This is a genomic window from Saccharothrix sp. ALI-22-I, assembly GCF_001984175.1.
GTDB lineage: Bacteria > Actinomycetota > Actinomycetes > Mycobacteriales > Pseudonocardiaceae > Actinosynnema.
In genome coordinates this window covers 458227-482635 of record NZ_MTQP01000067.1, presented here as the reverse complement: position 1 = coordinate 482635, position 24409 = coordinate 458227, and the positions used below count along the sequence as shown (strand labels likewise).

Sequence of the window (24409 nt, the reverse complement as noted above, 5' to 3'; positions counted from 1 at the left end):
GTCGGTCACGCCACCCGGAACCGGAGCCTGGTGCGGGCCAGTGCGAACCCGGCGAGTTCGCCGCCGGCCTCGATGAAGTACGCCTCGCGCCCCGGTTCGGTGTCCCATCCCGCGCACGAACCTGCCGGCCCTTTCGCGGGCCGGCACGGTTGCGAGGGATATTCGAGGGGTATCAGCCCAACTGGCCGATGATCTGCTGCACCTGGTTGGACGGGATGGCGAAGCCGATGCCCACGCTGCCCGCCTCACCGCTCTCCGACGCGGGCGAGTAGATCGCCGAGTTGATGCCGACGACCTGGCCGGCCGAGTTGATCAGCGGCCCGCCCGAGTTGCCCGGGTTGATCGACGCGTCCGTCTGGATGGCCTGGTAGCTGACCGCCGACGAGCCACGACGTCCGGTCGACGTGCCGGGCACGGTCACCGTGCGGTCCAACGCGCTGACGATCCCCGACGTGACGGTGCCCTGGAGGCCTTCCGGCGAGCCGATCGCCACCACCTGGTCACCCACCTTCACCTGGTCGGAGTCGCCGAACTTGGCCGGCGTCAGCCCGCTCACCCCGGACGCCTGCACCAGCGCCAGGTCGCTGGACGGGTCCGTCCCCACGACGGTGGCGTCCACGGTCCGCCCGTCGCTCAGCGTCACCGTCACCTGCTGCGCGCCCGCCACCACGTGGTTGTTGGTCAGGATCCGACCGTCCGCGGTCAGCACCACGCCGGAACCGACGCCCTGCCCCTGCGCCGACACCACGTTCACCTGCACCACGCTCGGCAGCACGCTCGCCGCGATCGCCGAAACATCCGAAGTGGACGAGGCGTTCAGCGCGACCGGACTGCTGACCGCCGTCACCGAAGCGTCCGGCGCGTTCAGCGCGCCGACCACCCCACCGGTGACCCCGCCGAACAACGCGGCGGCCAGCGCCGCCGCCGTCACGACCGTGCCCGTGCGCCGCCGCCAGAACGGCGCCCGCTCCTCCAACGACCCGCGCAACGCGGTGAAGTCCTGTGTCATGACCCCAGACTCGCCCCGGACCCTATGAACAGCCTGAGCGTCCCGTCAGGACTTGCCAAGAATCGCGGAAACCTCGTCGAACGCCAGCAGCGACGACCCGTACAGCGGCCCCTGCGCCCCGGTCACACCCAGCTCCACCAGCCGCCGCGCCTCGAACCCGGTCCGCACACCCGCCGCATAGAGAGGAATGCCCAACGTCCGCGCCCACGTGAGCAGCGCCACGGCCGCGCTCTTCTCGACCCGATTGGCGCGCTCGCCCAACCCCTGCACCGGTGAACCCTGGAACTTCATCCCGGTCAACGGGATGCGCCGCCACCGCTCCACCGGCACGTTGCCGCCACCCATCCGGTCGAGCACCAGCCGCACACCGTGCTCGGCCAGGAACGTCAACTCGTCCACCTGGTCGTCGCTGATCAGCACGGGCAGCTGCTCGCCCAGTTCGAACTGCAGCAGCCGCGCCGGCAGGCCGCTCTCCCGCAACGCCCGCCGCACGGTCGCCACCAGCTCCGGCTCCTGGCACTGCCGGGCGCTCAGGTCCATGCTCAGCACCGGCGCGGCTTCGCCGAACTCCGCGTACCACCGACCGGCGTCGGCACACGCCTGCTCGATCGCCCACTTGCCCAGCCGCACCGCCATGCCGGTGGCCGTGGACAGCGACACCAGCGTCTGCGGGTCGAACAGGCCCTCGGTCGGGTGGTCCCAGAGCAACCGCGCCTCGACGGCGAGCAGCGTGCCGTCCTCAAGTGAGCGAACGGGCTCGTAGTGGACCTGGAAATCGCCCTGCTCCAGCCCGCCGGAGATGGACGCGGCCAACCGCATCCGGGACCGTTCCCGCTGGTCCCGGCCCTGGTCGTAGAGCGCCCACTGGGCTTTGCCGTCGTCCTTGGCCCACCGCACGGTCAGGTCGACGCGCCGCAGCAGTTCGGCCGCGTCCGCGCCGCGCGCGGGCTGGACCACGATGCCGACGCTGGCGGTGACGCCGATGCCGTCGTCATCGACCCACACCGGTTCGGCGAGCCGGTCGACGACCTCCTCGGCGAGCGCCACCACGGTCGGCACGTCGGCCGGGTCGCGGATCAGCACGCCGAACTCGTCCGGCCCGATCCGGGCGCACAGCCCGATCCCGTCGAACACCGACCGCAGGTGCCGGGCGACGGCGGTGAGGATCATGTTGCCGACCTCGTGCCCGTACGCGTCGTTGACCACCCGGAACCCGTCGAGGTCGAACACGACCAGCGCGAGCGTCGCCGGGCCCTGGGAGCCGACCGCGTTCTCCAGCCAGCCGACGAACTGCGTGCGGTTGGCCAAGCCCGTCTGCACGTCGTTCAGGCTTTGCCTGAGCAGCTGCGACTGGAGAGCACGGACCTCGTCCATGCTCTCGACCATCGTCACGTAGTAGGCGGGCTCACCGTCGTCGTCCCGCAAAAGGGCCAGCGCGATGAGCACGTCGACGATGTCGCCGTCGGCCCGCACCAGCCGCGTCTCCACGCGCACGTGCTCGTGGCCGGCCATCAACTGGTTGGCGGTCCGCGAGATCACCGCGCGCTCGTCGGGGTGGACCAGGTCGCGGCTCACCGACCCGATCAACTCCTCGACGGTGCGGTCCAGCATGCCCAGCAAGGCGTCGTTGCAGTCGAGGATCACGCCGTTCACGTCGGACACCGCGATGCCCAGCGCCGAGGTCTGGAACACGGCGCGGAACTTCGCCTCACCCGCCCGTACCGCCGCTTCGGCCGATCGGGCGGCCCGCAGCGCCTCGGCCCGGTGGTGCTCCTGCTCGTCCAGCGTGCGCTTGAGCAGGCCGTCGCTGAACCCGGCGGCGAGCGCGCCGAGCACGGCCATCAGGCGTCGGGGCTCGTCGGGCAGGTCGAAATCGGTGAGCAGGTGTTCGCCGACGAACGCGAGCGTCCGCTCCAACGTCTCGGCGGACACCAGGCCGTGCCCGATCAGCCCACGACCGACCTGTTGTGCGGCGGACGTCTGCCCGTCAGGCCGGACCGCCGCGCACAGGTCAGCGGTGAACCCGGCGAGCAGCTCCTCCAGGCCGGCGACCGCGTCGGCCGGGACGGTGGGGGCGATGGCCGCGGCCCAACGGCGCGCGAAGCCGGCCCGGGCTGCCCCGGGTTCGTCACCGAGCCCCGCCACACCTGCCTGTTCGCCCATCTTCATTCAGCTCTGCGGGCCAATCGTCGAGGGTCACCGTGGTTGTCGACGTGTCGCGCGAGAGCAGATCACCGCGATACGCCGATGTGCGCATTTCCGGCCCATTGTCACTCGAATGGTGTAAGGGTGGACCGTCGGTCCCATTCAGCTTACTTGCCCTCGACGGGCAAACGGCAAGGCGATCAAGACTTCCTGGGCCACATGAGGGGTCGATCGGACTGTTGATCGGACCGTCGGTCGGACCGGGGGAGGCGAAGTGCCCCGATCCGACCGACCCCGTTACCCACCCTGGGCCGGGTTCAGGCGAGAAACTCCCGGTTGGGCTGGTTGTCGGGGGCGTAACGCAGTCCGTTGACCGTGCTCATCACCACGTCGATGTGCCGCTGTTGCAAGGTAGACCGGCCCGCATCGGCCGCGCCGCCCCAGCCGGAGACGACGCGCGCCAGCAGGGCGGTCAGGGCGACCACGCTTCTCGTGGTGAGCCTGCCGGTCGGTGCGGTCGAACAGCCCGGAATTGTCGTACCCCGCCAGTAAAATGAAAGCAGGGGTCCCCTGGCGGGTACCCCTGCGAAGCGTTCCGACAGGGCCCCGATCTGCGCCGGTCGGGCTTCCGGGTGCGTCTCCGAACCGTCGTTGGGGCCGCCGATCCCGGGAAGTCAACAGGCACGTCAGTACCTTCCGTAGCGGGGGGAAACGCCGACGCGCCAACGATGTTGAGGGAGACGCGCGAGGGGGTCGGCGGAGTGGTGTGCGGGGGCATCGTCAACGGGGGTTCGACGGGTGTCCAAATCGCGGACTGCCTTGGCCGGACGGTGTCGTGCGCGCATACGATCGACGTGCGGCGCGCAGGTCGAGTGGTTGGGTCACGTCCCGAGCATGGCAACGCCCCACACCCCACTCAACCCAGTCCACCGTTCGGGAACCCTTGCGCGACCCCACCCCAACTCACACGTCCCGAGCGTTCAACTCACCCGTTCCGAACGTTGGACACGCGCGTTCTGAACGTTGGACACGCGCGTTCTGAACGTTGGACACGCGCGTGAGTCGTACGTTCGGGTCGCGAGAGTCGAACGCTCAGGTCGGGTGAGTTCAACACTCAGGACGGGGTACGCGGGTCCTGAGTGTTGAATTCGGGGGTCTTGAGTGTTGAATTCGGGGGTCTTGAGCGTTCGACTCTCGGGGTCTGGGGGTTCGACTCTCGGGTGTTGTCAGGAGACGGTGGAGAGGACTGAGGCGATTCGGGTGGCGATGCGGTCGTTGTCGGTTGGGGCGAGGCTGAGCCAGCCGTCTTCGTGGACCATCAGGTACCGGCCCTGGTGGGTGTCGAACCACGTGATCAGGGCGCCGGCGCGCTCACGGCGGTAGCCGCCGCCGACCATGACGCCGAACTGGCCGCCCGCGACCCGGCTGGTGGCCAGCTCGCTGACCACCGTCGCGTCCTCACGCGACAACCCCGCCTTCTGCAACGCCTCCCGCTCGTCCAGCTCGCCGCCGCTGCCCCACGGGTCGTCCTCGTCGTCGTCCGGCTGCTCGTCCTGCAACGCCACGGCCGCGTTCAACGTCTCCAGTCGCAGAGACAACGCGCTGCCCGGCCCCGCCGACCCGTCCGGCAGCACCTCGACGATCGACCGCGCCAACGCCGTCGGCCGGATCTCCAGCACGCCGATCGAGCCGCTGTCGATCACCGCCAACGCACCGCGCTCACCGTTGGACACGGCCACCGCACGCACCGCGCGGTCCACGTGGGCGACCGCGTCGACCGCCACCTCGTGGTTGCCGAGCAGCCGGAGCAGCCCCAGCAGCCGGGGGTCGGGCTCGCCGTACGCGGCGAGCACCTCCTCCCGCAAACGCTTGCGCTCCTCCTCGGTGGAGCCCTGGCTGGGCACGTCCAACGGGTACGGCAGCCGTCCCAGGTCGAGGTGGTGCCACAGCACGTCCAGCTCACGCGGGGTGAGCACGAACTCCGGCTCGATCACTGCGAGTCGCCCTTCTTGCGCGGCTTCGCGCCACCGATCACCGACGGCGGCAGGTTCTCGCCCGGCACGTCGAAGATGTCCTCACCGCGGATGTACGCCGCGGCCCGGTGCTCCTTGTCCTCGCCCTGCTGACCACCCGCGGGCGCGCCGCCACCCATCGGTGCGCCGCCCATCGGGGCCCCCGCCGCGCCCGCGCCACCGGGACCGAAACCACCGGCCTGCATCGGGCCACGCGCACCGGGGCCGACCACGCCGGTCGAACCACCGGCGGACATCGAGCCACCGCCACCACCGGACCCCGTGGGGCCGAAGCCACCGGCGCCGCCACCGCCGCCGAACCCACCCGGAGGCATGCCACCACCGGGCATCCGCCCAGCGCCGGCACCACCGCCCGCACCACCGCCGCCACCGCCACCCGCACCGCCACCACCGGGCGTGCCGGTCACGGGAGGCGTGCCTGGGCTGCCGGCCGGGATGTAGTTCGGCGGCCGCACGCCGGGCGGCAGGGTGCCACCGCCCTGGCGCGGCACGGCGTTCGGGTTGGCCGGCTGGTACGGCGGCACGTAACCACTGCTGCCGGGCGGGTTGTACCCGCCGCCGGGAGGGTTGTAGTTACCACCGGAAGGGGTGTAACCGGTGTTGGACGGCGTGTACGGGTTCGCCACCGGCACCTGAGCCGCCGCGGCGGCGGCCGTGGTGCCCTCGGGCCGGTACATCGGAGTCGCCGGAGTCGTCGGCGCCGCACTGCCGCTCGTGTACGTGCCGCCGCCACCGGAGTACGAACCGGAAGTACCGGTCGGGGACGAAGCCGGCGAGTACGAAGCCGCCGCCGGCGTGTACGCGGCCGGCTGCGCGGGCGTCATCTGCTGCCCCGCCTGCGCCTGCGTCCGCTCCATCGGCTGCCCCGCCTGCGACATCTGCGCCGGCTGGGCCTGCTGCGTCACGTAGCCCGAAGGCTTGGTCGCGGCGTCCCCACCGCCACCACCGGCGCTGTCCGCCACGCCGGCCAACGTGGTGGTGGCCGTCGCGCGCATCATCGCGACCTGCGGCTCTTCGGTGCGGCCGGTGACCGGGTTGAACGGCGCGGTGAACTGCGGTGTGGTCTGGTCGACCGCCTGCGACTCCCGCTCCATCGTGCCCATGACCGTGACGGCGTGCTCGTGCAACGCCCGCGCGTGGTCGTTGGCCGCCTGCACGTCGGCGGCGGAACTGGCCAACCCGGAGATGCCGCCCGCGGTGAACGCCCCGGTGGCCTGGTCCCAGTTGAACTCGACCGGCGCCGGCATGCTGGCCCGGGCGTTCTCCATGATCTGGCTCTCGTCCTGCACCCGCTTGCCGACCTCGACCGCGGTCTCGGCGGTGTGCGTGACCCACTCGGCCAGCCGCTTGATCGCCAGCCGCGCCGCGTCCGCCGCGTCACCGGTCCACCCGGACTCGCTGACCGCCACCCGCTCGTTGATCAGCCGCGCGGACTCGGTCAGCTCGGTGCCGAACTGGCCCCACTCGGAGCCGATCTCACCGGTCTGGCCGGGGTCGTTGTTGTTGTGCACCGCCTCGTACAACTCGCGGTGCGACCGGGACGCCCAGTTCTGGGTGTCGGTCAGGACCAGGTCGATCTCGCGGTCGTCTTGCTGCATCGCCATCGTCCCCAGCCCTCTCAGTTCCCGCTCAGCCTGGTCAGCTCGGCGCCGTGCTCCTCGTCGATCGCGGTGAAGTTGCGGATCGCGTTCTGCACCGAGTCGTGCGTCTGCTGCAGGACCTCGCGGTAGGCGGTCATCACGGCCACGAACGACCGCGGGTCGCCGTCCGCGCGCGCCTCGAACTTCTGCGCCAACCTGTCGCCGACGGGGTTCGCGCCGATCGGCGCGGGGCGGGCGAGCCGGCCGGCGCGCTCCAGCCACGAGTCCACCTGGTCGATCTGCTCCAGGAGCATCTTGCGCAGTTCTTCGCCGGTGGCGGGATCGAGCGACACCCGCCCGGAGTTGACGGTCTCCGAGAGTGCCACGACCTGACCGTTCACGGTCGGGACCTCCTGGGGCGGGGCCACTTCATCCCCGGATTCGGCGATGTACATCGGGTATCCCTCGCGAAGGCAGCCTGCTGGACGAAACCCACGTTCCCGGTGTGCTCCAACGCCCGGCCAACGTCACCCCAACGCGGCCCTCCGGTCAGCGACGACGACTGTGCGAAACTCTTCGACTACACGGTGACAATGCCGAAAGGTCTTCAGGATGCGGGTGAACCTGCTTGGCCCCGTTGAGCTGGTTTCCGCAGGTGGTGACACTGTCCGGCTGGGCGCGGCCAAGCGGCGGACGGTCCTGGCGGCCCTCGCGCTGGAACTGAACCGGGTGGTGTCCGGTGACCGACTCCTGGATCTGGTGTGGGACGGATCACCCCCGCCGCAGGCGAAAGCCGCCCTTCAAGGACATATCGCCCAACTCCGCAAGGTCCTGACCGACGGTGTAGCGCTTGTCACCCGTGCCCCCGGTTACGTGCTGACCGGCGAACGGGCGCGGGTGGACGTGTTCCGGTTCGAGGACCTGTTGGCCACCGCACGTGACGCCACCGACGAAGAGGCCGCGAAGCTGCTCCAGGACGCGCTGGCGTTGTGGCGGGGGCCGGTGCTGGCCGACGTGCCGGGCGACCACCTGCGGGAGGCGGTGTCCGCGCGGCTGGAGGAGCTGCGGCTGGTGGCCGTGCAGGAGTTGGCGACCCGGCTGTCGCGGCTGGACCGGGCGGCCGAGGCGGTGTCCGGGCTGCGTGACGCGGTGGACGCCAACCCGCTGCGCGAGGCGTTGGTGTCACGGCTGGTGCTGGCCCTGCACTGGACCGGGCGGCAGGCCGAGGCGTTGGCGTTGTTCCACCGGACGCGGGAACGGCTGGCCGACGAGCTGGGCGTGGACCCCGGGCCGGAGCTGCGTGACGCCTACCAGACCGTGCTGGCCGGCGACACCGCGCCTTCGACGCCGGTGGACCACGCGCCCGCGCAGTTGCCGCGCGAGCACCGCGGGTTCGTCGGCCGGGAGATGGAGCTGTCGGACCTCGGTGCGAGCCTGAGCGGGCAGGACTCGGCGATCGGGCTGCTGGTCGGCCCGGCCGGGGTGGGCAAGACGGCGCTGGCGCTGCGTTGGGCGCACAGGGTGGCCGGTGACTTCCCGGACGGACAGCTGTTCGTGAACCTGCGCGGGTTCGACGAGACCGAGCCGCTGGACCCGCGGACGGCGTTGATCGGGTTCCTGCGGGCGTTGGGGCTGACCGATTCGCAGATCGCGGTGGACCTGGAGGGCCAGGCCGCGCAGTACCGGTCGCTGCTGGCCGGACGCCGGGTGCTGGTGTTCCTGGACAACGCCCGGTCGGCCGAGCAGGTCCGGCCGCTGCTGCCGGGGTCGGCGCGGTGCCTGGTGCTGGTGACGAGCCGGCACCGGTTGGACGACCTGGTCGTCATGGAGGGCGCGTCCTCGCTGCACGTGCCGACGTTGCCGGAGGAGAGCGCCGAGCACCTGTTGGCGGCGCTGCTCGGACGTCAGCGCATCGAGCAGGAGCCGGACGCGGTGGCCGAGCTGGCGGAGCTGTGCGACCGGCTGCCGTTGGCGTTGCGGATCGCGGGCGCGCGGTTGGCGTCACGGCCGCGGTGGACGATCCAGTCGCTGGTGGACGAGCTGCGTGACGAGCAGGGGCGGCTGTCGGCGTTGTCGCTGCCCGAGGCGGGACGCGGGGTGCACGCGGCGTTGGCGGTGAGCTACCGGGAGCTGCCCGAAGGTGCGGCGCGGCTGTTCAGGCGGCTCGGGCTGCACCTCGGCACGGAACTGGACAGCTACACGGCGGCGGCGTTGCTGGAGATCAACGTGGTCAGCGCGCGCACCCACCTGCGCACGTTGGCCTACGCGAACCTGCTGCACGAGTCGACGCCGGACCGGTACTCGCGGCACGACCTGGTGCGGCTGTTCACCCACCACCTGGCGGCCACCGAGTCCGAAGTGGACAACCAGATGGCCACTCACCGGTTGCTGGACTACTACCTGCACGTGGCGGACCATGCGCGGGCGCACCTGTCCGACCACGTCCGGCCGTTCGGGCCGGCCGAGCACCGGCCGGCGTCGTTCCCGGAGCTGTCGTCGCACGCGGCGGCGTTGGACTGGTTCACGTTGGAAGAGGCGAACCTGGGGCTGGCGCTGGACATCGCGTTGAACGGTGGGCAGCGGGAGCGGACTTGGCAGCTGGCGTTGTGCCTGGACGCGTTCCACTTCCGGCGTGGCAACCGGCTGGACCGGTTGACGTTGTGCCGGATCGGGCTGGCCGCGGCGCATGACCTGGGTGACCGGCACGCGGAGGCGACGTTCCTGCTGCGGTTGGGGTCCACGCTGGCGGATCTGGAGCGGATCGACGAGGCGATCGAGGCGTGCACGCGGGCGGCGTCGTTGGCCGACGGTGATCGGCACCTGGAGCTGGCGGCGTTGGCGAACCTGGGTTACTGCTTGATGGCCGACGACCAGCTGGACCGGGCGCAGGCGACGATCCTGGAGGCGCTGGAGGTGGCGCGGGAGGTCGGGGACAACCGGTCGCAGGCGAGCATCCAGAACAACCTGGCCAACGTGCTGCTGCGCAAGCACCAGCCGGAGGAGGCCCTGCGCCACGCCACCGAAGCCCTGAGCCTGTTCCCGTCCGCGCCGTCCAAGGCCCACACCGCGACCCTGCACACCGTGGGCACGGCGTCGCAGCAACTGGGCCGTGCCGACGAGGCCTTGGAGTCGTACCGCGCCGGCTTGGCGCTGGCCACCCGCCTCGGCGACCGTTACCAAGAGGCCTTGTGCCACCGCGCGATCGGCGACGTCCTGGAGCAATCGGAAGGCCCAGCCGCCGCAAGACCGCACTGGCTGGCCGCCCTGCAGCTCTACCACGACCTCCGCCTGGCCGACGCCGACGACCTCGCCCGCAAACTCGACGTCACCACCTACCCCTGACCCCGAACGCTCAACTCGGGTATCCCGAACGTTGGACACGCGCGTTCCCAACGTTGGACACGCGCGTTCTGAACGTTGGACACGCGCGTTCTGAACGTTGGACACGCGCGTTCTGAACGTTGGACACGCGCGTTCTGAACGTTGGACACGCGGGCGTGTCCTACGTTCGGAACAGGTGAGTTGAACGTTCAGGACAGGCGTGGGGTGGGGTTAGCGGGTGGCGTTGGCGGCGGCTCGGCCGGCTACTCGGCCGGAGAAGATGCAGCCGCCCAGGAAGGTGCCCTCCAGGGCTCGGTAGCCGTGGACGCCGCCGCCGCCGAAGCCGGAGGCCTCGCCTGCGGCGTAGACGCCGTCCAGGGGGGTGCCGTCGTGCTTCAGGACTCGGGCGGAGAGGTCGGTGTGCAGGCCGCCCAGGGTTTTGCGGGTCAGGATGGAGAGGCGGACGGCGATCAGGGGGCCGGCCTTCGGGTCCAGCAGGGGGTGCGGCTCGACCACGCGGATCAGCTTGTCGGTGATGAACTTGCGGGCCTCGCGCATGGCGTTGATCTGCATGTCCTTGCCGAGGCCGGAGATCACCTGGCGGTCGCGTTCCACGATGGTGCGGTGCAGGGCGTCGGCGTCGATCATCGACGTGCCGGTCAGCTTGTTCATGCCGGCCGCCAGCTCCGCCGCCGTGCGGCCGAAGATGAACTCCTCGGACCGCTTCGCGAACTCCTCCACCGGCGCGACGGCACCGGGCAGCGCGCGCTTCAGCACCGCCTTGACGTCCTTGCCGGTCAGGTCGGGGTTCTGCTCCGACCCGGACAGCGCGAACTCCTTGCCGATGATGCGCTGGTTGAGCACGAACCACGAGTAGCCGTGCCCGGTCTTCACGATGTGCTCCAACGAGCCCAGCGCGTCGAAGCCGGGGAACAGCGGGATCGGCAGCCGCTGCCCGGTGGCGTCCAGCCACAGCGACGACGGTCCGGGCAGGATGCGGATGCCGTGCCTGCCCCAGATCGGGGCGTAGTTGGCGATGCCCTCCGGGTAGTGCCACATGCGGTCTTCGTTGATGATCTCGCCGCCCGAGTCCTGGACGACCTTCAGCATCTTGCCGTCGACGTGGTCGGGCACGCCGGACAGCATGTGCTCGGGCGGCGTCCCCAGGCGCGACGGCCAGTTGCGGCGCACCATCTCGTGGTTGGCGCCGATACCGCCGGAGGTGACGATGACCGCCTGCGCGCGCAGTTCGAAGTCACCGGCGACGGTGCGCGAGCTGGGTTCGCCCCGGCCGACCGTGCTGGGCTCCAGCACGGAACCGCGCACGCCGTCCACCGCACCACCGGTCGTGGTCAGCTCGGTGACGCGGTGCCGGAACTTCAGCTGCACGAGCCCGCGCGCCACGCCCTCGCGCACCCGCCGCTCGAACGGCGCCACGATGCCGGGCCCGGTGCCCCAGGTGACGTGGAAGCGCGGCACGGAGTTGCCGTGACCGTTGGCCAGGTACCCGCCGCGCTCGGCCCACTGCACGAGCGGGAACCAGCGCACGCCCATCGCGTGCAGCCAGGACCGCTTCTCGCCCGCCGCGAAGTTCACGTACGCCTCGGCCCACTGACGCGGCCAGTGGTCGCAGTCCCGGTCGAACGCGGCCGAGCCCAGCCAGTCCTGCAAGGCGAGGTCCGCCGAGTCCTTCACCTTCAGCCGCCGCTGCTCCGGGCTGTCGACCAGGAACAACCCGCCGAACGACCAGAACGCCTGGCCGCCGAGTGCGGCCTCGGGTTCCTGGTCCACCAGGATGACCTTGCGTCCGGCGTCGACCAGCTCGGCAGTGGCGACGAGACCCGCCAGGCCGGCGCCGACGACGATGACATCCGCGTCATGTGCCATCGGGCGAGTCTAGATCGAACTGCACGTCCGGACGAGACTTGAATAAATTTCACCTTAGGAGGTTGGTCACGGTGTCGTACACGGGCGACGTCGGCGAGGTCAGCGCGGTGTGGCGGCCGGTGGCGGAGGTGCCGACCATCGACCGGCCGCTGACCCAGGCCAGGTTGGTCGGCACCGGCGACGTCACGCGCAAGCAGTTCGGATTGTTCGAGTGGCGGATGGAGCCGCACGCGGGTGGCCCGGCCGCGCACTTCCACAAGACGTTCTCGGAGTCGTTCTACGTGATCTCGGGGACGGTCCGGTTGTTCAACGGCGAGACGTGGGTGAACGCGGTCGCGGGCGATTTCCTGTACGTGCCGGAGGGCGGTGTGCACGCTTTCCGCAACGACGCCGACGAGCCCGCGTCGATGTTGATCCTGTTCGCACCCGCGCCGCCGCGCGAGGAGTACTTCCGGGAACTGGCGGAGATCGGCGAATCCGGGCGGCAGCTCAGCCCGCAGGAGTGGACCGAGCTGTACGCCCGGCACGACCAGTACATGGTCTGAGCTGCCGCTATAGCCAGATCAGCCAAGTCGGCCAGGTTAGTGGCCGTCGGCCGTTCGGTGGGGGGAACCGTTCGGCCGACGGCGGTCGGGCGTGCGTGGGCGCACCTGCAACGTCTCGGGGAGAGGTGCCGCGCGGGGCCTGGGGGGAGGTGCCCTGCGGGACCGACGTCCGGTGCGGCGTCCACGTGCCGACTATTAGGTGAACGGACGGGTTCTGATAGGTGTTCCCCGGATGGCTCTGAGGTGTCGGGTATCACTACGGAGTGTCACCACGCAACCCGACCGGCGGTCAGGCGTCACCGCGCAGCTCGGTCATCCGGGCCTCGGCGCCCGCGAGTTTGTCCCGCGCGGTGTCGGCACGGCGCTTGGCCTTCGACAGCTGGACCGCCGCCTCCTGCTCGGCCTGCTGGGCCCGACGCAGCTCGGCGCGCAGCGCGGCGCTGTGCTCCTCGCGTTCGGCCAACGCCTGCTCGGCCTCGGTGACGGCCTTGTCCGCCTTCTTCACGTCGGCCTGCGCGGCGCTGATGTCGTCCCGCGCCCGCGCCAGCTGCCGCTCCCGCCGCTGCTCACGGCGCGGGGCCAAGTCGTCGGGCACCGGCACGGCGGTCTCGCTCAACGGACCGAACCCGGACTGCTCGACCGGCTTCACCAGCCGCCCGGCCCGGATGCGCGCGGCCAGCACCGCGTCCGCCAGCGCCGCGTTCAACGTGGTGCGCACCTGCTGCACGGCGTCCGGTCCGAGCGGTTGGCCCCCGTGACTGGCCAGCACCTCGACCCGCCGCACGAGGGCGTTCAGCACGGCCCGCCGACGTGCCCCCAACTGCCGCAGCGCCCCACCGCGCAACTCCTCCTGCGCGGTGCGCAGTTCGTCGCCCAGTGTCATCGCCTCGGCCAGGTCGGACGCGTCGTCGCGGGCCAGCCGGTTGAGCGCCCACGCCGACATGGTCGGCTTGCGCAGCGCCGAGATCTGCTTGGCCAACGCCTTGTCGCCGTGCTCGGCGGCCAGCCGGGCGTGGGCGTCCCTGGCCGCGACGAACTCCGCCGGCGGCAGGGCGTACAGCTCGTCGGCGATCCGGTCGATCGGTGCGGTGTCCACGATGCCGACCAGTGTGCTCGCCATCGCGTTGATGTGCGATTTGTTACGGATTTCCCACGCTTCCGGGCGCTTCACCGTTGACAGTGTTTGACATTCCGGCCGGTCGGCTCTTGACTGGAGTAGTCGCGCCCGTTCCGTTATGGTGCGGCACTTTCCGCGCGTTCGCGCAATACACCGTTCAGTCCCATGTGGACTCACGGGTTGGGCTGTTCGTCTGATTGTCACCCGGTGGTCGGGGGGATGTGCTTGCGCAATCTTTCCGCCACGAAGGGTTGTGCCGTGATCAACTCAGGAAGCCGGTGGAGACACCGCACCAGTGCGGCCTTACTGGCCGCCGTGCTGGGCACCACTGGGTTCGGCTTCGCCGCCGGGTCGGCCGTCGCGCAGGAGGCGCCGACCGCGCCCGCGCCCGCCGACAAGCAGCTCGACAAGCAGGACCTGGAGCAGATCGCCGAGGCCGAGAAGACCGGTCAGGCGAACGTCACTCTCCTGGTCGCCGCCGAAGAGGGCAAGCTGGACACCGCCGCCAACGACCTCAAGGCGCTCGGCGGCGTGGTCGAGTCCACCGAGCGTGACGTCGACTACCTCAAGGTCTCGGTACCGCGGGACAAGGCCGAGCAGGCCGCCAAGCTCGCGTCCGTGAACGCGGTGGACGTGGACGGCCTGGTCGCCCTGGACGACCCGCGCCCCGACGGCATGGGCAGCCCGCTGCCGCAGCCGGCACCGGGCGCGAAGACGCCCAAGAAGAACCCGTACATGCCGACGCAGGACACCAAGGCGGCGCAGTTCACCGACGAGCACCCCCAGTGGGACGGCCGCGGCACGACGATCGCCATCATGGACACCGGCATCGACCTGGACCACCCGGCGCTGGCGACCACCTCGACCGGTGAGCGCAAGATCGTCGACTGGTACAACGCCAACGCCACCAACTCCGGTGACGGCACCTGGCTCCAGGTCTCCGGCCGCTACAACGGCGCGTTCACCGCCGGCGGCGCGACCTACACCGCGCCCGCCACCGGCGGCCCGTTCAGCTTCGGCCTGTTCCGCGAGACCGCGGGCGACTTCGGCCTGGGCAACAGCGAGACCGGCGGTGACATCAACCGCGACGGTGACCGCACGGACGCCTTCGGCGTGCTGCAGGACATCACCACCAAGGAAGTCCGCGTGGACGTGGACGGTGACGGCGACTTCACCGACCAGACCGCGATGATCGACTACAAGTACAAGAAGGACGTCGGCCACTTCGGCGTCGACAACCCGGCCACCCCGGTGCTGGACACCGTGGCGTTCGTGGTGCAGACCGACAAGTCGATCTACGACGCCGCCGGCACCGCGTGGGTCAACCTCGGCATCTCGGCCGCCGCGCACGGCTCGCACGTCGCGGGCATCACCGCGGCGAACAAGATGTTCGGCGGCAAGATGGCCGGCGCCGCTCCCGGCGCGAAGCTGATGGCGGTCAAGGTCTGCCTCTCGACCCCGTCGTGCACCAACAGCGGTCTGATCGACGGCCTGCTGTACGCGGCGCGCAACGGCGCCGACGTCATCAACATCTCCATCGGCGGCCTGCCGGCGCTCAACGACGGCAACAACGCGCGTGCGGAGCTCTACAACCGCACCATCGCCGAGTACAACGTGCAGGTGTTCATCTCCGCGGGCAACAGCGGCGCGGGCGCGAACACCGTCGGCGACCCGTCGGTCTCCACGGACGCGGTGAGCGTCGGCTCGTACATCACCAAGGACACCTGGCTGGCCAACTACGGTTCGGTGACCGCGCAGCGCGAGGGCCTGCACGGTTTCTCCTCTCGCGGTCCGCGTGAGGACGGCGGGTTCAAGCCGAACATCGTCGCGCCCGGCTCGGCGGTCTCCACCACGCCGCAGTGGCAGCAGCCCGGTCCGCTGGCGGGCACCTTCGCCCTGCCCGCGGGCTACGGGATGTTCAACGGCACCTCGATGGCCGCACCGCAGGCCACCGGCGCCGCCGCACTGCTCGTCAGCGCGTACAAGGCCGAGCACAACGGCGAGCGCCCGCCGGTCGCGGCGCTGCGCAACGCGATCCAGTCCAGCACCAAGTGGGTCTCCACGCTCCAGGCCTACGAGCAGGGCGCGGGTCTGTTCGACACCAAGCACGCGTGGGAGCACCTGGACGAGCACCCGGAGACGCAGGCGGTCAGCACCTCGGTGACCGTGAACACCGCGCTGTCCGGCCTGCTGGCCACCCCGAACACCGGTGTCGGCATCCACGACCGCGAGGGCGTCGTCGTGGGCAAGGAGTACGTGCGCACGTACACCCTGACCCGCACCACGGGCCCGAACACCAACCAGCAGTTCATGGTGAACTGGCAGGGCAACGACGGCACGTTCAAGTCCAAGTCCCTGGTCAGCCTGCCGCTGAACACGCCGGTGAAGTTCGACGTCAAGGTCAAGCCGACCACGGCGGGCGCGCACTCGGCCGTGTTGAAGCTGGACAACCCGGCCACCACCGGCCTGGACGTGTTCACGCTCAACACCGTGTTCGCGGCCGACGAGTTCACCACGGCGGGCAAGTTCGCGGTGACCAAGACCGGCACGATCCCGCGCAACCAGTCGAAGAGCTTCTTCGTGAAGGTGCCCGTGGGCGCCAGCGCGCTGAAGATCGACATGGTGGCCGGCGGCGCCGAGGCCGGTAAGGGCCAGGTCCGGTTCCTGCGCTACGACCCGTACGGCGTGCCGTTCGACGTCACGTCCTCGACCAACTGCTACAACCCCGACGCGGGCGCCGGTTGCACCAACGGCACGCCGACCAGCCGCACGGTCAGCAACCCGCTGCCGGGCGTGTGGGAGATCGTGGTCGAGGCGCGGCGCACCTCGGACGCCGACGCGGCCCCGTTCTCGGTGACCGCGTCCGTGCTGGGCACGACGGTCAGCCCGAACCCGGACACCATCCCGTCGGCCACGATCGGCACGCCGATCAGCCGCGAGTACGCGGTGACCAACTCGCTGGCGGCGTTCAACGGCCGGCTCGTGGGCGGCTCGCTTGCCAGCGCCCGGATCGCGCGCCCGACCATCGCCGACGCGACGGTCCAGGCGTACGACCTGGTCGTGGCGCCGGGCTCGACGTCGCTGCGCGCGACGATCGGCAAGACCAGTGACGTCTCCGCCGACCTCGACCTGTTCGTCTACAACTGCACCTCCGGCACCTGCGTGCTGGCCGGTCAGCAGGCGGACGGCGACTCGGAGGAGTCGGTGACCATCAACAACCCGGTCGCCGGCGCGTGGCAGGTCCGGGTGGACGGCTACGAGGTGCCCTCGGGCACCACGGAGTACGACTACGTCGACGTGTTCACCGCTCCGGGCCTCGGCACGGTCGCGGTGACCGACGCCGACGCCGAACGCGTCGCCGGTGCGACGTGGACGGTCCCCGGCACGGTGACCGCAGCCGGTGCAGCCGGTGCCGGTCGGGTGCTGCGCGGTGAGCTGACCGTGCAGACCGCGGAAGGCGCGATCGTCGGCCGCAGCTCGGTGATCATCCAGAACGTGGCCTGACGCAACAACGCCACGACGCCACACAGACCTCAGGGCCACTCACGCGCTCGACGCGGGGGTGGCCCTGAGCCTTTATCTCCTCTGCTGTCCTTACGCCGCAACGGTGAGCGAGGACTTGTAGGGCCGCACGACGGCCTTGATGAACGCGTCCAGCTTCTCGTCGGCCCGTTCCAGGTTGATGTCGTCGTACTCGTTGTCGATCCGGTGCACCCGGGCCTTCAGCGACCCGATGCGGTCGAGTTGGCGGTCGCCGTCGTCGGAGGCGTAGAGCGAGTTCGCCGCCGTGCTCGGCAGCTGGTGGTCGTCGGACGGGCTGATCACTATGTCCTGCCCCACGATCGCCAGCTTCGGCGGCTGCGCACGGCGCTCCAGGCGTGCCGACCGGGTCGCGGCGGACGCGGACACGTGGATCACCTGCGCCGCGGCCAGCACCTCGTCGCCGAACACCTGGAACGCGGCGGCCAGGTCGGACCGGGCGAACTCCACCAGCGTGATGCGGCTGTGGCCGCGGTTCTCCCACACCTTGTTGGACAACGACCGCAGCGCCGGCTCCAGGTCCCGCTCGTCCCGCACGTGGAACGCGCCGCCCGCGTGCGCGGTGAACCCCTCGCCGCGCGTCCCTTCGAGGGCGATCTGCCGGTGCACGTGGTCGTGGAAGGCGAACGGGTAGTCGGTGAACTCGTCGACCTGGAACCGCAGCGCGCGCAGCTTCGCCGCCAGGTGCCGGCGCACCGTCGACTTCCCGACCCCCGGCTGCCCGGTGATGAACACGACCGACGCGGAGTGCCGGAACGCGACGTGCCGCACCAGCGACGCGGTCACGTCGTCGTCCAGCCGGTACTTCGCCCGCACGCCATGGGTTCTGGCGCACGCCCGCGCCACGCTGTCACCGGGCCGGAGGACCTCTTCGGCCAGCACCGACTCCAGCGGCACGGCCTGCGTCCACGCCTGGTCGAAGCCGCCTTGGAAGACCTGCGCCGGCTCGGGGCCGTTGAGCCGGGACGGCCGGTCGCGGCTGCCGTCCCGGTGGTTGATCACCACGCTGTCGCGCTCGCCGCTGAAGATGTGGAACGACAGGCCGTTGGTGTTGTGGGACCGGTCGACCCGGACCTCGATACCGCGCGCGGCCAGTTCGGCGGCGGCCACGATGCCCTCGTGGCTCTCCCTGGTGACGATCCGGATCTCGCCGCGGCGGTTGATCGCCTCCCACGCCTGCTGGATGCGGGTCAGCTGCTCGTTGCCGGCCGCCGGGGTCAGGTTGGGCACCAACGCGTGCAACCGCCGCACCCCCTTGTCCTGGGACGCGTGGAGGATCGCGGACAAGTAGTTGCGGCGGTTGACCTTCTGGGACGACGCGTCGGGCATCCGTCTGCGCGCCCGTAACGCGCGCACGCCCGCCACCACCGCCGTGACGAGCAAACCGCTCGTGACCGAGACCGCCAGTTGCAGAGACCAGTGCATCGCCAACACCCCTCACCCCTGGAACCGCCGGTGGAGCGGAGGCGCTTGCACCGTGCTGGACGGGCAATACCCGTCCGGTCGCACGGTGAAACCGGAGATGCTGGGCTGTTGCTAAGGAGTGGGGTCGCCGTAGGACAGGGGTTCGTCCACGTCGGCCTGGCGGACGCCTTCGGCGGAGGCCGCGCGTTCGGCCAACGCGATCGGCACGGACACCCGGACGTAGCCGATCGTGGCGTCGGACGCCTCTACGGTCGCGCCCAGTCGTTGCAGGTCCGCGACCGTTCGTTCGGTCGCGCCGGGCTCGGTGGCGATGGTCAGCACGACCGACGTCGCGCCGGCGCGTTCGGCCTGTGCCAGGACGTCCTTGCCGTGCGGGCTGAGCTTGGGGGACACCTGGACCTCCGAGGTCGCCGAAGCCGGACCCGTGAGCACGTGCGGGGACGCGGTCACCTCCGCGCCGGTCTGCTGTGCGCCGGTCTGCTGTGCGCCGCTCTGCTGCGCGGCTTGCCCGCAGCCCGCCGTTCCCAGCGCCACCGCCCCGAGCACCGCCGCCACCACCAGTCTTCGCATGCGCCCTCCCGGCCACGATCCTCCTCCCCAGGACGGACCAGGAGGCGCTTTCGGTTGCCTCAGCTGTGGTGTCTCAGTTGTGGTCGGGGCCGCTGAACGCCTGCACGCGTTCCTGGCCGTCCGCGCTCTCACCGAACACGCGGTTGTCGGACGACCCGTTCGCCGGCTGCACCGACGCCTGACCGTTGGCTCGGGGCAGGTCACGCACCCGGATCTGCGGCAGCGCGCCCGCGTGGTGCGACCGCAGCCAGCCGACCAGGTGCTCGCGCGCCACGCACCGCAGGTCCCACAGCCGCCCGGCGTCCGACGCGCTCACCAGTGCCCGAATCCGCACGAACGACCCGACCGCGTCCGTCACCTGGAGCACGCACACCCGGCCGTCCCACAGGTCGCTGCTCTCCAGCGCGTTCCGCAGCTCGTGGCGCATGTCCTCGACCGGCACCGTCCAGTCGAGGTCCAGCTCCACCGTGCCGAGGAGCGCCGACTGGGTCCGGGTCCAGTTCTGGAACGGCTTGCCGAGGAAGTAGGAGGTGGGCAGGATCAGGCGCCGGTCGTCCCACAGGTGCACGACCACGTAGGTGAGGGTGATGTCCTCGATCCGGCCCCACTCGTTCTCCACGACCACCACGTCGTCCAGCCTGAGGGCGTCGCTGAACGCGATCTGCACGCCGGCGAACACGTTGCCCAGCAACGACTGCGCCGCCAGCGCGGCGATGGCGCCGATGACACCGGCCGACGCCAGGATGCTCGCCCCGGCGGCACGGGCGCCGGGGAACGTCATCAGCACCGCGGCTGCCGCCAGGATGCTCACCACGACCACGGTGACCCGTCGGACCAGCGTGATCTGCGTGTGCACGCGGCGGGCGTGCCGGTTGTCCGACACGTCGATCTTGATGCGAGCCAGCGTCGCGTCCTCGATCACCACCAGCAGTGAGGCGAGCAGCCACGCGCCGGCCAGGATCAGCGCTATACCCGTGACGTGCAGCGCGACCGGCCGCCAGTCGCCCCGCGCCACCACACCCAACGAGAACTGCACGGCCACCAACACCGCCACGGCCAGCGCAGGCCGGTGCGCGTACCGGGCGAGCCCGGCGAACAACGCCGACCGCCGGCCGATGCGGCTGACCACCCGGTGGACGAGCGTGACGGCGATCAGTGCGACCAGCAGCGAGCCGGCGAACGTGAGGACGGCTGCAAGCACGGACGGGCACCTCCTCGTGCGGGGACGTTCCAGTCCCCGTACCCACGAATGGAGCAGTTCAGCCCACCTTCCCCCTCTTCCCCGCCAATTGCGACATTCCCCACCCCTCACCCCACCCGCCCACCCCATCCCCGTGAGCCGAACTCCGAGGCCCCGAGAGTCGAACGCTCAGGCCCCGTGAGTTCAACACTCAGAACACGCGAGCCCAGCCTCCACACCCACCTCTCCGTCCTGAGCGTTCGACTCTCGCGACCCGAACGTACGACTCACGCGCGTGTCCAACGCCCAGAACGCGCGTGTCCAACGTTCGGAACAGGCGAGTTGAACGCTCAGAACGTGGTTGGCTGGCGCGCTGACCTGCTGCGACACCCGCGCCGCGCCTACTGCGTCACCGCCTACACGCGCCGAGGTTGAGACCGGCGAGGGTGGCGCGGGCCTCTTGGCGGCCGAGGTTCCACTCGCGCCAGTCGTCAGGCTCGACGCGGCGGAACGCCAGGGCGCAGTCGCGCAGGTCGGGCGGGAGTGAGGCGAGGGCCGGTAGGGCGTCGTCGGAGAGCCGGCCGAGGTACCAGATGTCGATCTTCTGGGTCTCGTGCCAGCGGTCGATGTTGCGTTCGGCGATGAACCGGTCGGGGTTGAGCGCGGCCAGTCCGACCAGGGTGGCGAACCCCGTGCCCACGACGGCGCGGGCCAGCCACCCGGCTTCCAGCCGCACGCCCGCGGCGAGGACCAGCAGGTAGATCACGCCCAGCCACAGTTCGCAGGCGGAAACGAGGACGCGGAGCACGGTGAAGCCGTACGCCTGCTGGTAGAGCCACATGCGGGTGAGGGCGGAGGCGACGATCACCAGCGTGAGCCCGCTGAGTGCGCCCAGGAGGCCGCGCAGCCACTTGCGGTCGGTGGCTGAGTCGAGGTGGGCACGGCGGGCGACGATGGCGATGACGCCCAGGGTGAGCACGGTGACGGCGAGCAGTTGCCAGAAGCCGTTGCGGGCGTGGTCGGCGTAGGTGAGGTCGGCGGTGGTGATGACGTGCTCGTCGCCCGCGAAGAGGGTGTTGATCTGGACCGCCACGAAGGTGGCGAAGAGGAGTACCAACGCGCCTACGGGGAGCATCCAGTCACGTCGTGCGACCGTGCGGTCGAGAACGGCGGCGCTCTCCAGATTCACCGGTGAGACCCGGAGGTAGCACGCGCCGACCGTGCACAGGCCGACTGCCAGGAACAGGATGATCGGCTGGCCCGACGATTCGTCGGGGACGACCGAGCCGAGCAGGTCGGCGAACGCGGCGTCGGCGCCGGCCAGCAGTGGGACGAAGACCACCAGCAGGCCGGCGGTGGCGAGGACGGGGCGCGTCATCGGTGGGGCGCCGCGTTCCTTGACACCGCGTGCCAGCCACGGCAGGGCCCTTACCGCGGACACCGGCACTGCTCCCGCGCCCAACGCGAGGCCGGTCGCCGTCCGCCCTCCGACGACCGCGAGTGACGCGGCGGCGCAGCCGGCGATCGCGCTGAGCACGAAGAGCCATTCGGCCGCGACGAACGCGCCGACGGCGAACAGCGCGACGGAGAGGACCGCCCACGCCGGTCTGACTTTGCGCAGGAGCGCGAAGACGACGACGGCGGTGAGGGACCAGCCCAGGCCGGGTTTGTCGAGAGGGAGGAGAACGGCCGCCCCGATTCCGGCTGCGGTGCCGGTGAGCAGTACGCGGTTGGGGGTCATCGGGTCTTGCCTCCAGGGCGTGCGCCATCGCCCGCCGAGTGTGCGGCGGTTCGTGGCTGTGTGGGATTGGTGTGGCTGAGTGCGCGTGTTCTGAGCGTTGAACTCGGGTGTTCTGAGCGTTGGACACGCGTGTTCTGGATGTTGGACACGCGTGTTCTGAGCGTTGGACACGCGTGTTCTGGATGTTGGACACGCGTGGGTGGTGTGGTGGTGGGGCGGAATTGTCGGTGGTCGGTGGTTGAATTGAATTCGGGGTTCCCCTTGGGCGGGGACCTCTGCTGCGCTGTGCCTTCGCGTGGGTCAGGTTGCGGCGCGGCGGCTGGTGGTGGCTGAGCTGGTGGGGGTCGGGCCGGCGGTGGTGGCGGGGATGGTGGCCCGGATTCGGCAGCCTGGGCCGTCGACGACGGCGATGGTGCCGCCGTGCAGGTCGACGACCCAGCGGGCGATGTTGAGGCCCAGGCCGGTGCCGCCGCCGGCGGCTCGTTCACCTCGGGTGAAGCGTTCGAAAACCCGTACCCGGTCCTGTGGCGCGATTCCCGGGCCGTCGTCCGCGACCTCCAGCACCAGATTCGCGTTCACCGAAGCCGAAATCCGCACCTCGCCACCGGCCGGGCCGTGTCGGGCGGCGTTGTCCAACAGGTTCGCGACCACCTGGGCCAGCCGGGCCTCATCGGCATGAACCGTCGCGTCGGGCGGCGAGACGTCGATGGTGAACCGCACCCCTCGAGCGGCCACCGAGGCTTCCGCCACGACCTCCTCCAACAACGGCGCCAAAGCGAAATCCGCCTTGTCCAACCGGTGCGCCCCCGCGTCTATCCGCGACAGGTCCAGCAATTCGGTCACCAGCCGGCCCAGCCGCTCGGTCTGCGCCAACGCCGTCCGCATGGTCGCCGCATCGGGCTGCGCGACCCCGTCCACCACGTTCTCCAGCACGTTCTGCAAAGCGGTGATCGGCGTCCGCAGTTCGTGCGACACGTTCGCGATCAACTCGCGCCGCTGCTGGTCCGCCGCACCCAGGTCGTCCGCCATCTGGTTGAACGCCTCGGCCAACTCGCCGACCTCGTCCCGGGCCGTCGCCCGCACCCGCCGGCTGTAGTCACCGGCCCGCATCGCCCGCACCGCCGCCGTCATCTCCCGCAACGGCCTGGTCATCCCGTGCGCGAGGATCTGCGACGTCACCAGCACGATCGCGATCGTCCCGAACGTCGTGCCCGGCGCCAGCCACCCGATCCGGTACCAGAAGTACGCGAACCCGGACGCCATCGCCGACACCAGCAAGATCCCGAGCTTCAACTTGATCGACCGCACCGGGTCCAACGGGCGCGGCAGCAGTTCGACCGTGGTCTCGAACGCCGTCCGCAGGCTCACCTGGGCACCTCCAAGGCGTAGCCGATGCCGTGCACGGTCCGGATCAGGTCCGTCCCCAGCTTCCGCCGCAACGCCTTGATGTGGCTGTCCACCGTCCGCGTCCCCGTCCCGTCGGACCACCCCCACACCTCGCTCAACAACCGCTCCCGCGACTGCACGGCACGCGGACGTTCGGCCAGGTGCACCAACAGTTCGAACTCGGTCGGCGTCAGGTGCGCCTCAGACCCACCACGCATGACCCGTCGTTCCTCCAGATCGATCTCCAGATCCGCCACGGTGATCCGAGCCGACGCGGCCGACGCCGCCCGCTCCACCCGGCGCAACAACGCGTGCACCCGAGCGGCCAACTCGCGGATCGAGAACGGCTTGGTCAGGTAGTCGTCCGCCCCGACCGCGAGCCCCACCAGCAGATCCGTCTCGTCACCGCGTGCGGTCAGCATGAGCACCGGCACCGGCCGGTCGGCCTGAATCCGCCGGCACACCTCCAGCCCGTCGAACCCCGGCAGCATCACGTCCAGCACCACGAGGTCCGGCCGGATGTCGCGGGCACGCCTGACGGCGGACGGCCCGTCGTGCGCCAACTCCACCTCGAACCCCTCGGCGCGCAACCGTGCGGCCACGGACTCGGCGATGGTCAGGTCGTCCTCGACCACCAGAACCCGGCGTGTCATGCGACCGACTCTATGTGCGAGCTGTGGAGGTGGCCGCCGTGACTTGTGAACGTCCTGTGGAGACCCCGAACCGCGCGGTTCACCGGTCCCCGTCCGGCGAGGTCGCGTTGTCGGCCGCCGTCAGAAGCCGGGGGTGAGGCGCGCTTCGACCGCGGCGCGGTCCCGGGCGTCCACCGTGGGCCGCTCCTCGTCGCGGCCGAACGGCCGAATCTGGGAGCGCTCCCAGTCGTCACCTGCTTTGCTGGGCCGCGGGCGGGACGTCACAGAGACGGCTTAG

Annotated in this window: 18 protein-coding genes; 3 read left to right on the top strand and 15 right to left on the bottom strand. The window is 70.6% G+C overall.

Going from position 1 to position 24409, the window contains the following annotated elements; all coding sequences use genetic code 11:
* Window positions 1-172 precede the first annotated feature (172 nt).
* The 6 genes from ALI22I_RS34695 to ALI22I_RS34675 form a co-directional block, all read right to left on the bottom strand.
* Entirely contained in the window at window positions 173-1009 is an 837-nt protein-coding gene (locus ALI22I_RS34695; protein ID WP_077009761.1) for a S1C family serine protease, read from the bottom strand.
* A gap of 45 nt (window positions 1010-1054) precedes the next feature.
* Entirely contained in the window at window positions 1055-3172 is a 2118-nt protein-coding gene (locus ALI22I_RS34690) for a putative bifunctional diguanylate cyclase/phosphodiesterase (RefSeq protein ID WP_179118461.1), read from the bottom strand.
* Between the two features lie 299 nt (window positions 3173-3471).
* Complete coding sequence (locus tag ALI22I_RS51445) at window positions 3472-3639, bottom strand: hypothetical protein (protein WP_179118460.1); 168 nt, start codon at window positions 3637-3639, stop codon at window positions 3472-3474.
* Window positions 3640-4380: 741 nt separating this feature from the next.
* Window positions 4381-5148 carry an ESX secretion-associated protein EspG gene (locus tag ALI22I_RS34685; RefSeq protein ID WP_077009759.1) on the bottom strand — a complete coding sequence of 256 codons (768 nt, stop codon included), beginning with the start codon at window positions 5146-5148 and terminating at the stop codon, window positions 4381-4383.
* Window positions 5145-6791, bottom strand: coding sequence for a PPE domain-containing protein (locus tag ALI22I_RS34680; RefSeq protein ID WP_083752229.1), 1647 nt, complete (start codon window positions 6789-6791; stop codon window positions 5145-5147). The genes ALI22I_RS34685 and ALI22I_RS34680 overlap by 4 nt, the downstream gene beginning before the upstream one ends.
* Window positions 6792-6805: 14 nt before the next feature.
* On the bottom strand, window positions 6806-7153 hold the full coding sequence (locus ALI22I_RS34675) for a hypothetical protein (protein WP_238598729.1): 348 nt from the start codon (window positions 7151-7153) through the stop codon (window positions 6806-6808).
* A gap of 226 nt (window positions 7154-7379) precedes the next feature.
* On the opposite strand from ALI22I_RS34675, the gene ALI22I_RS34670 reads away from it, so the two are divergent.
* Window positions 7380-10109 (top strand): AfsR/SARP family transcriptional regulator, encoded by a 2730-nt coding sequence (locus ALI22I_RS34670; protein ID WP_077009756.1) that lies wholly within the window; start codon window positions 7380-7382, stop codon window positions 10107-10109.
* 210 nt (window positions 10110-10319) lie between these two features.
* Here the strand turns inward: ALI22I_RS34670 and ALI22I_RS34665 are convergent, their stop codons facing one another.
* Complete coding sequence (locus ALI22I_RS34665; RefSeq protein ID WP_077009755.1) at window positions 10320-11975, bottom strand: FAD-binding dehydrogenase; 1656 nt, start codon at window positions 11973-11975, stop codon at window positions 10320-10322.
* A 71-nt stretch (window positions 11976-12046) separates the two neighbouring features.
* Between ALI22I_RS34665 and ALI22I_RS34660 the strand changes: the two genes are divergently transcribed.
* Window positions 12047-12520: a cupin domain-containing protein gene (locus ALI22I_RS34660; protein ID WP_083752278.1), complete on the top strand. Its 474-nt coding sequence runs from the start codon at window positions 12047-12049 to the stop codon at window positions 12518-12520.
* A gap of 289 nt (window positions 12521-12809) precedes the next feature.
* On the opposite strand, the gene ALI22I_RS34655 is transcribed toward ALI22I_RS34660, so the two are convergent.
* The gene (locus ALI22I_RS34655; RefSeq protein ID WP_179118459.1) at window positions 12810-13640 is read right to left on the bottom strand and encodes a hypothetical protein; all 831 of its coding nucleotides are present in this window, start codon (window positions 13638-13640) and stop codon (window positions 12810-12812) included.
* Between the two features lie 216 nt (window positions 13641-13856).
* On the opposite strand from ALI22I_RS34655, the gene ALI22I_RS34650 reads away from it, so the two are divergent.
* Entirely contained in the window at window positions 13857-17141 is a 3285-nt protein-coding gene (locus ALI22I_RS34650) for a S8 family serine peptidase (protein ID WP_077009752.1), read from the top strand.
* Window positions 17142-17231: 90 nt separating this feature from the next.
* Here ALI22I_RS34650 and ALI22I_RS34645 read toward each other — a convergent pair whose 3' ends face one another.
* From ALI22I_RS34645 to ALI22I_RS51440, 7 genes are all read right to left on the bottom strand, one after another.
* The gene (locus ALI22I_RS34645; protein WP_077010149.1) at window positions 17232-18602 is read right to left on the bottom strand and encodes an AAA family ATPase; all 1371 of its coding nucleotides are present in this window, start codon (window positions 18600-18602) and stop codon (window positions 17232-17234) included.
* Between the two features lie 111 nt (window positions 18603-18713).
* Window positions 18714-19172 carry a hypothetical protein gene (locus ALI22I_RS34640; protein WP_143532593.1) on the bottom strand — a complete coding sequence of 153 codons (459 nt, stop codon included), beginning with the start codon at window positions 19170-19172 and terminating at the stop codon, window positions 18714-18716.
* Between the two features lie 73 nt (window positions 19173-19245).
* A complete protein-coding gene (locus ALI22I_RS34635) occupies window positions 19246-20373 on the bottom strand; it encodes a mechanosensitive ion channel family protein (RefSeq protein WP_077009750.1) in 1128 nt (375 codons plus the stop codon).
* 388 nt (window positions 20374-20761) lie between these two features.
* Window positions 20762-22093 (bottom strand): DUF4153 domain-containing protein, encoded by a 1332-nt coding sequence (locus ALI22I_RS34630; RefSeq protein WP_083752227.1) that lies wholly within the window; start codon window positions 22091-22093, stop codon window positions 20762-20764.
* Window positions 22094-22393: 300 nt separating this feature from the next.
* Window positions 22394-23461 carry a HAMP domain-containing sensor histidine kinase gene (locus ALI22I_RS34625; protein ID WP_077009749.1) on the bottom strand — a complete coding sequence of 356 codons (1068 nt, stop codon included), beginning with the start codon at window positions 23459-23461 and terminating at the stop codon, window positions 22394-22396.
* The gene (locus ALI22I_RS34620) at window positions 23458-24132 is read right to left on the bottom strand and encodes a response regulator transcription factor (protein ID WP_077009748.1); all 675 of its coding nucleotides are present in this window, start codon (window positions 24130-24132) and stop codon (window positions 23458-23460) included. Before ALI22I_RS34620 ends, ALI22I_RS34625 begins: the two co-directional genes overlap by 4 nt.
* Before the next feature lie 120 nt (window positions 24133-24252).
* Entirely contained in the window at window positions 24253-24396 is a 144-nt protein-coding gene (locus tag ALI22I_RS51440) for a hypothetical protein (protein WP_179118458.1), read from the bottom strand.
* Window positions 24397-24409: the final 13 nt, after the last annotated feature.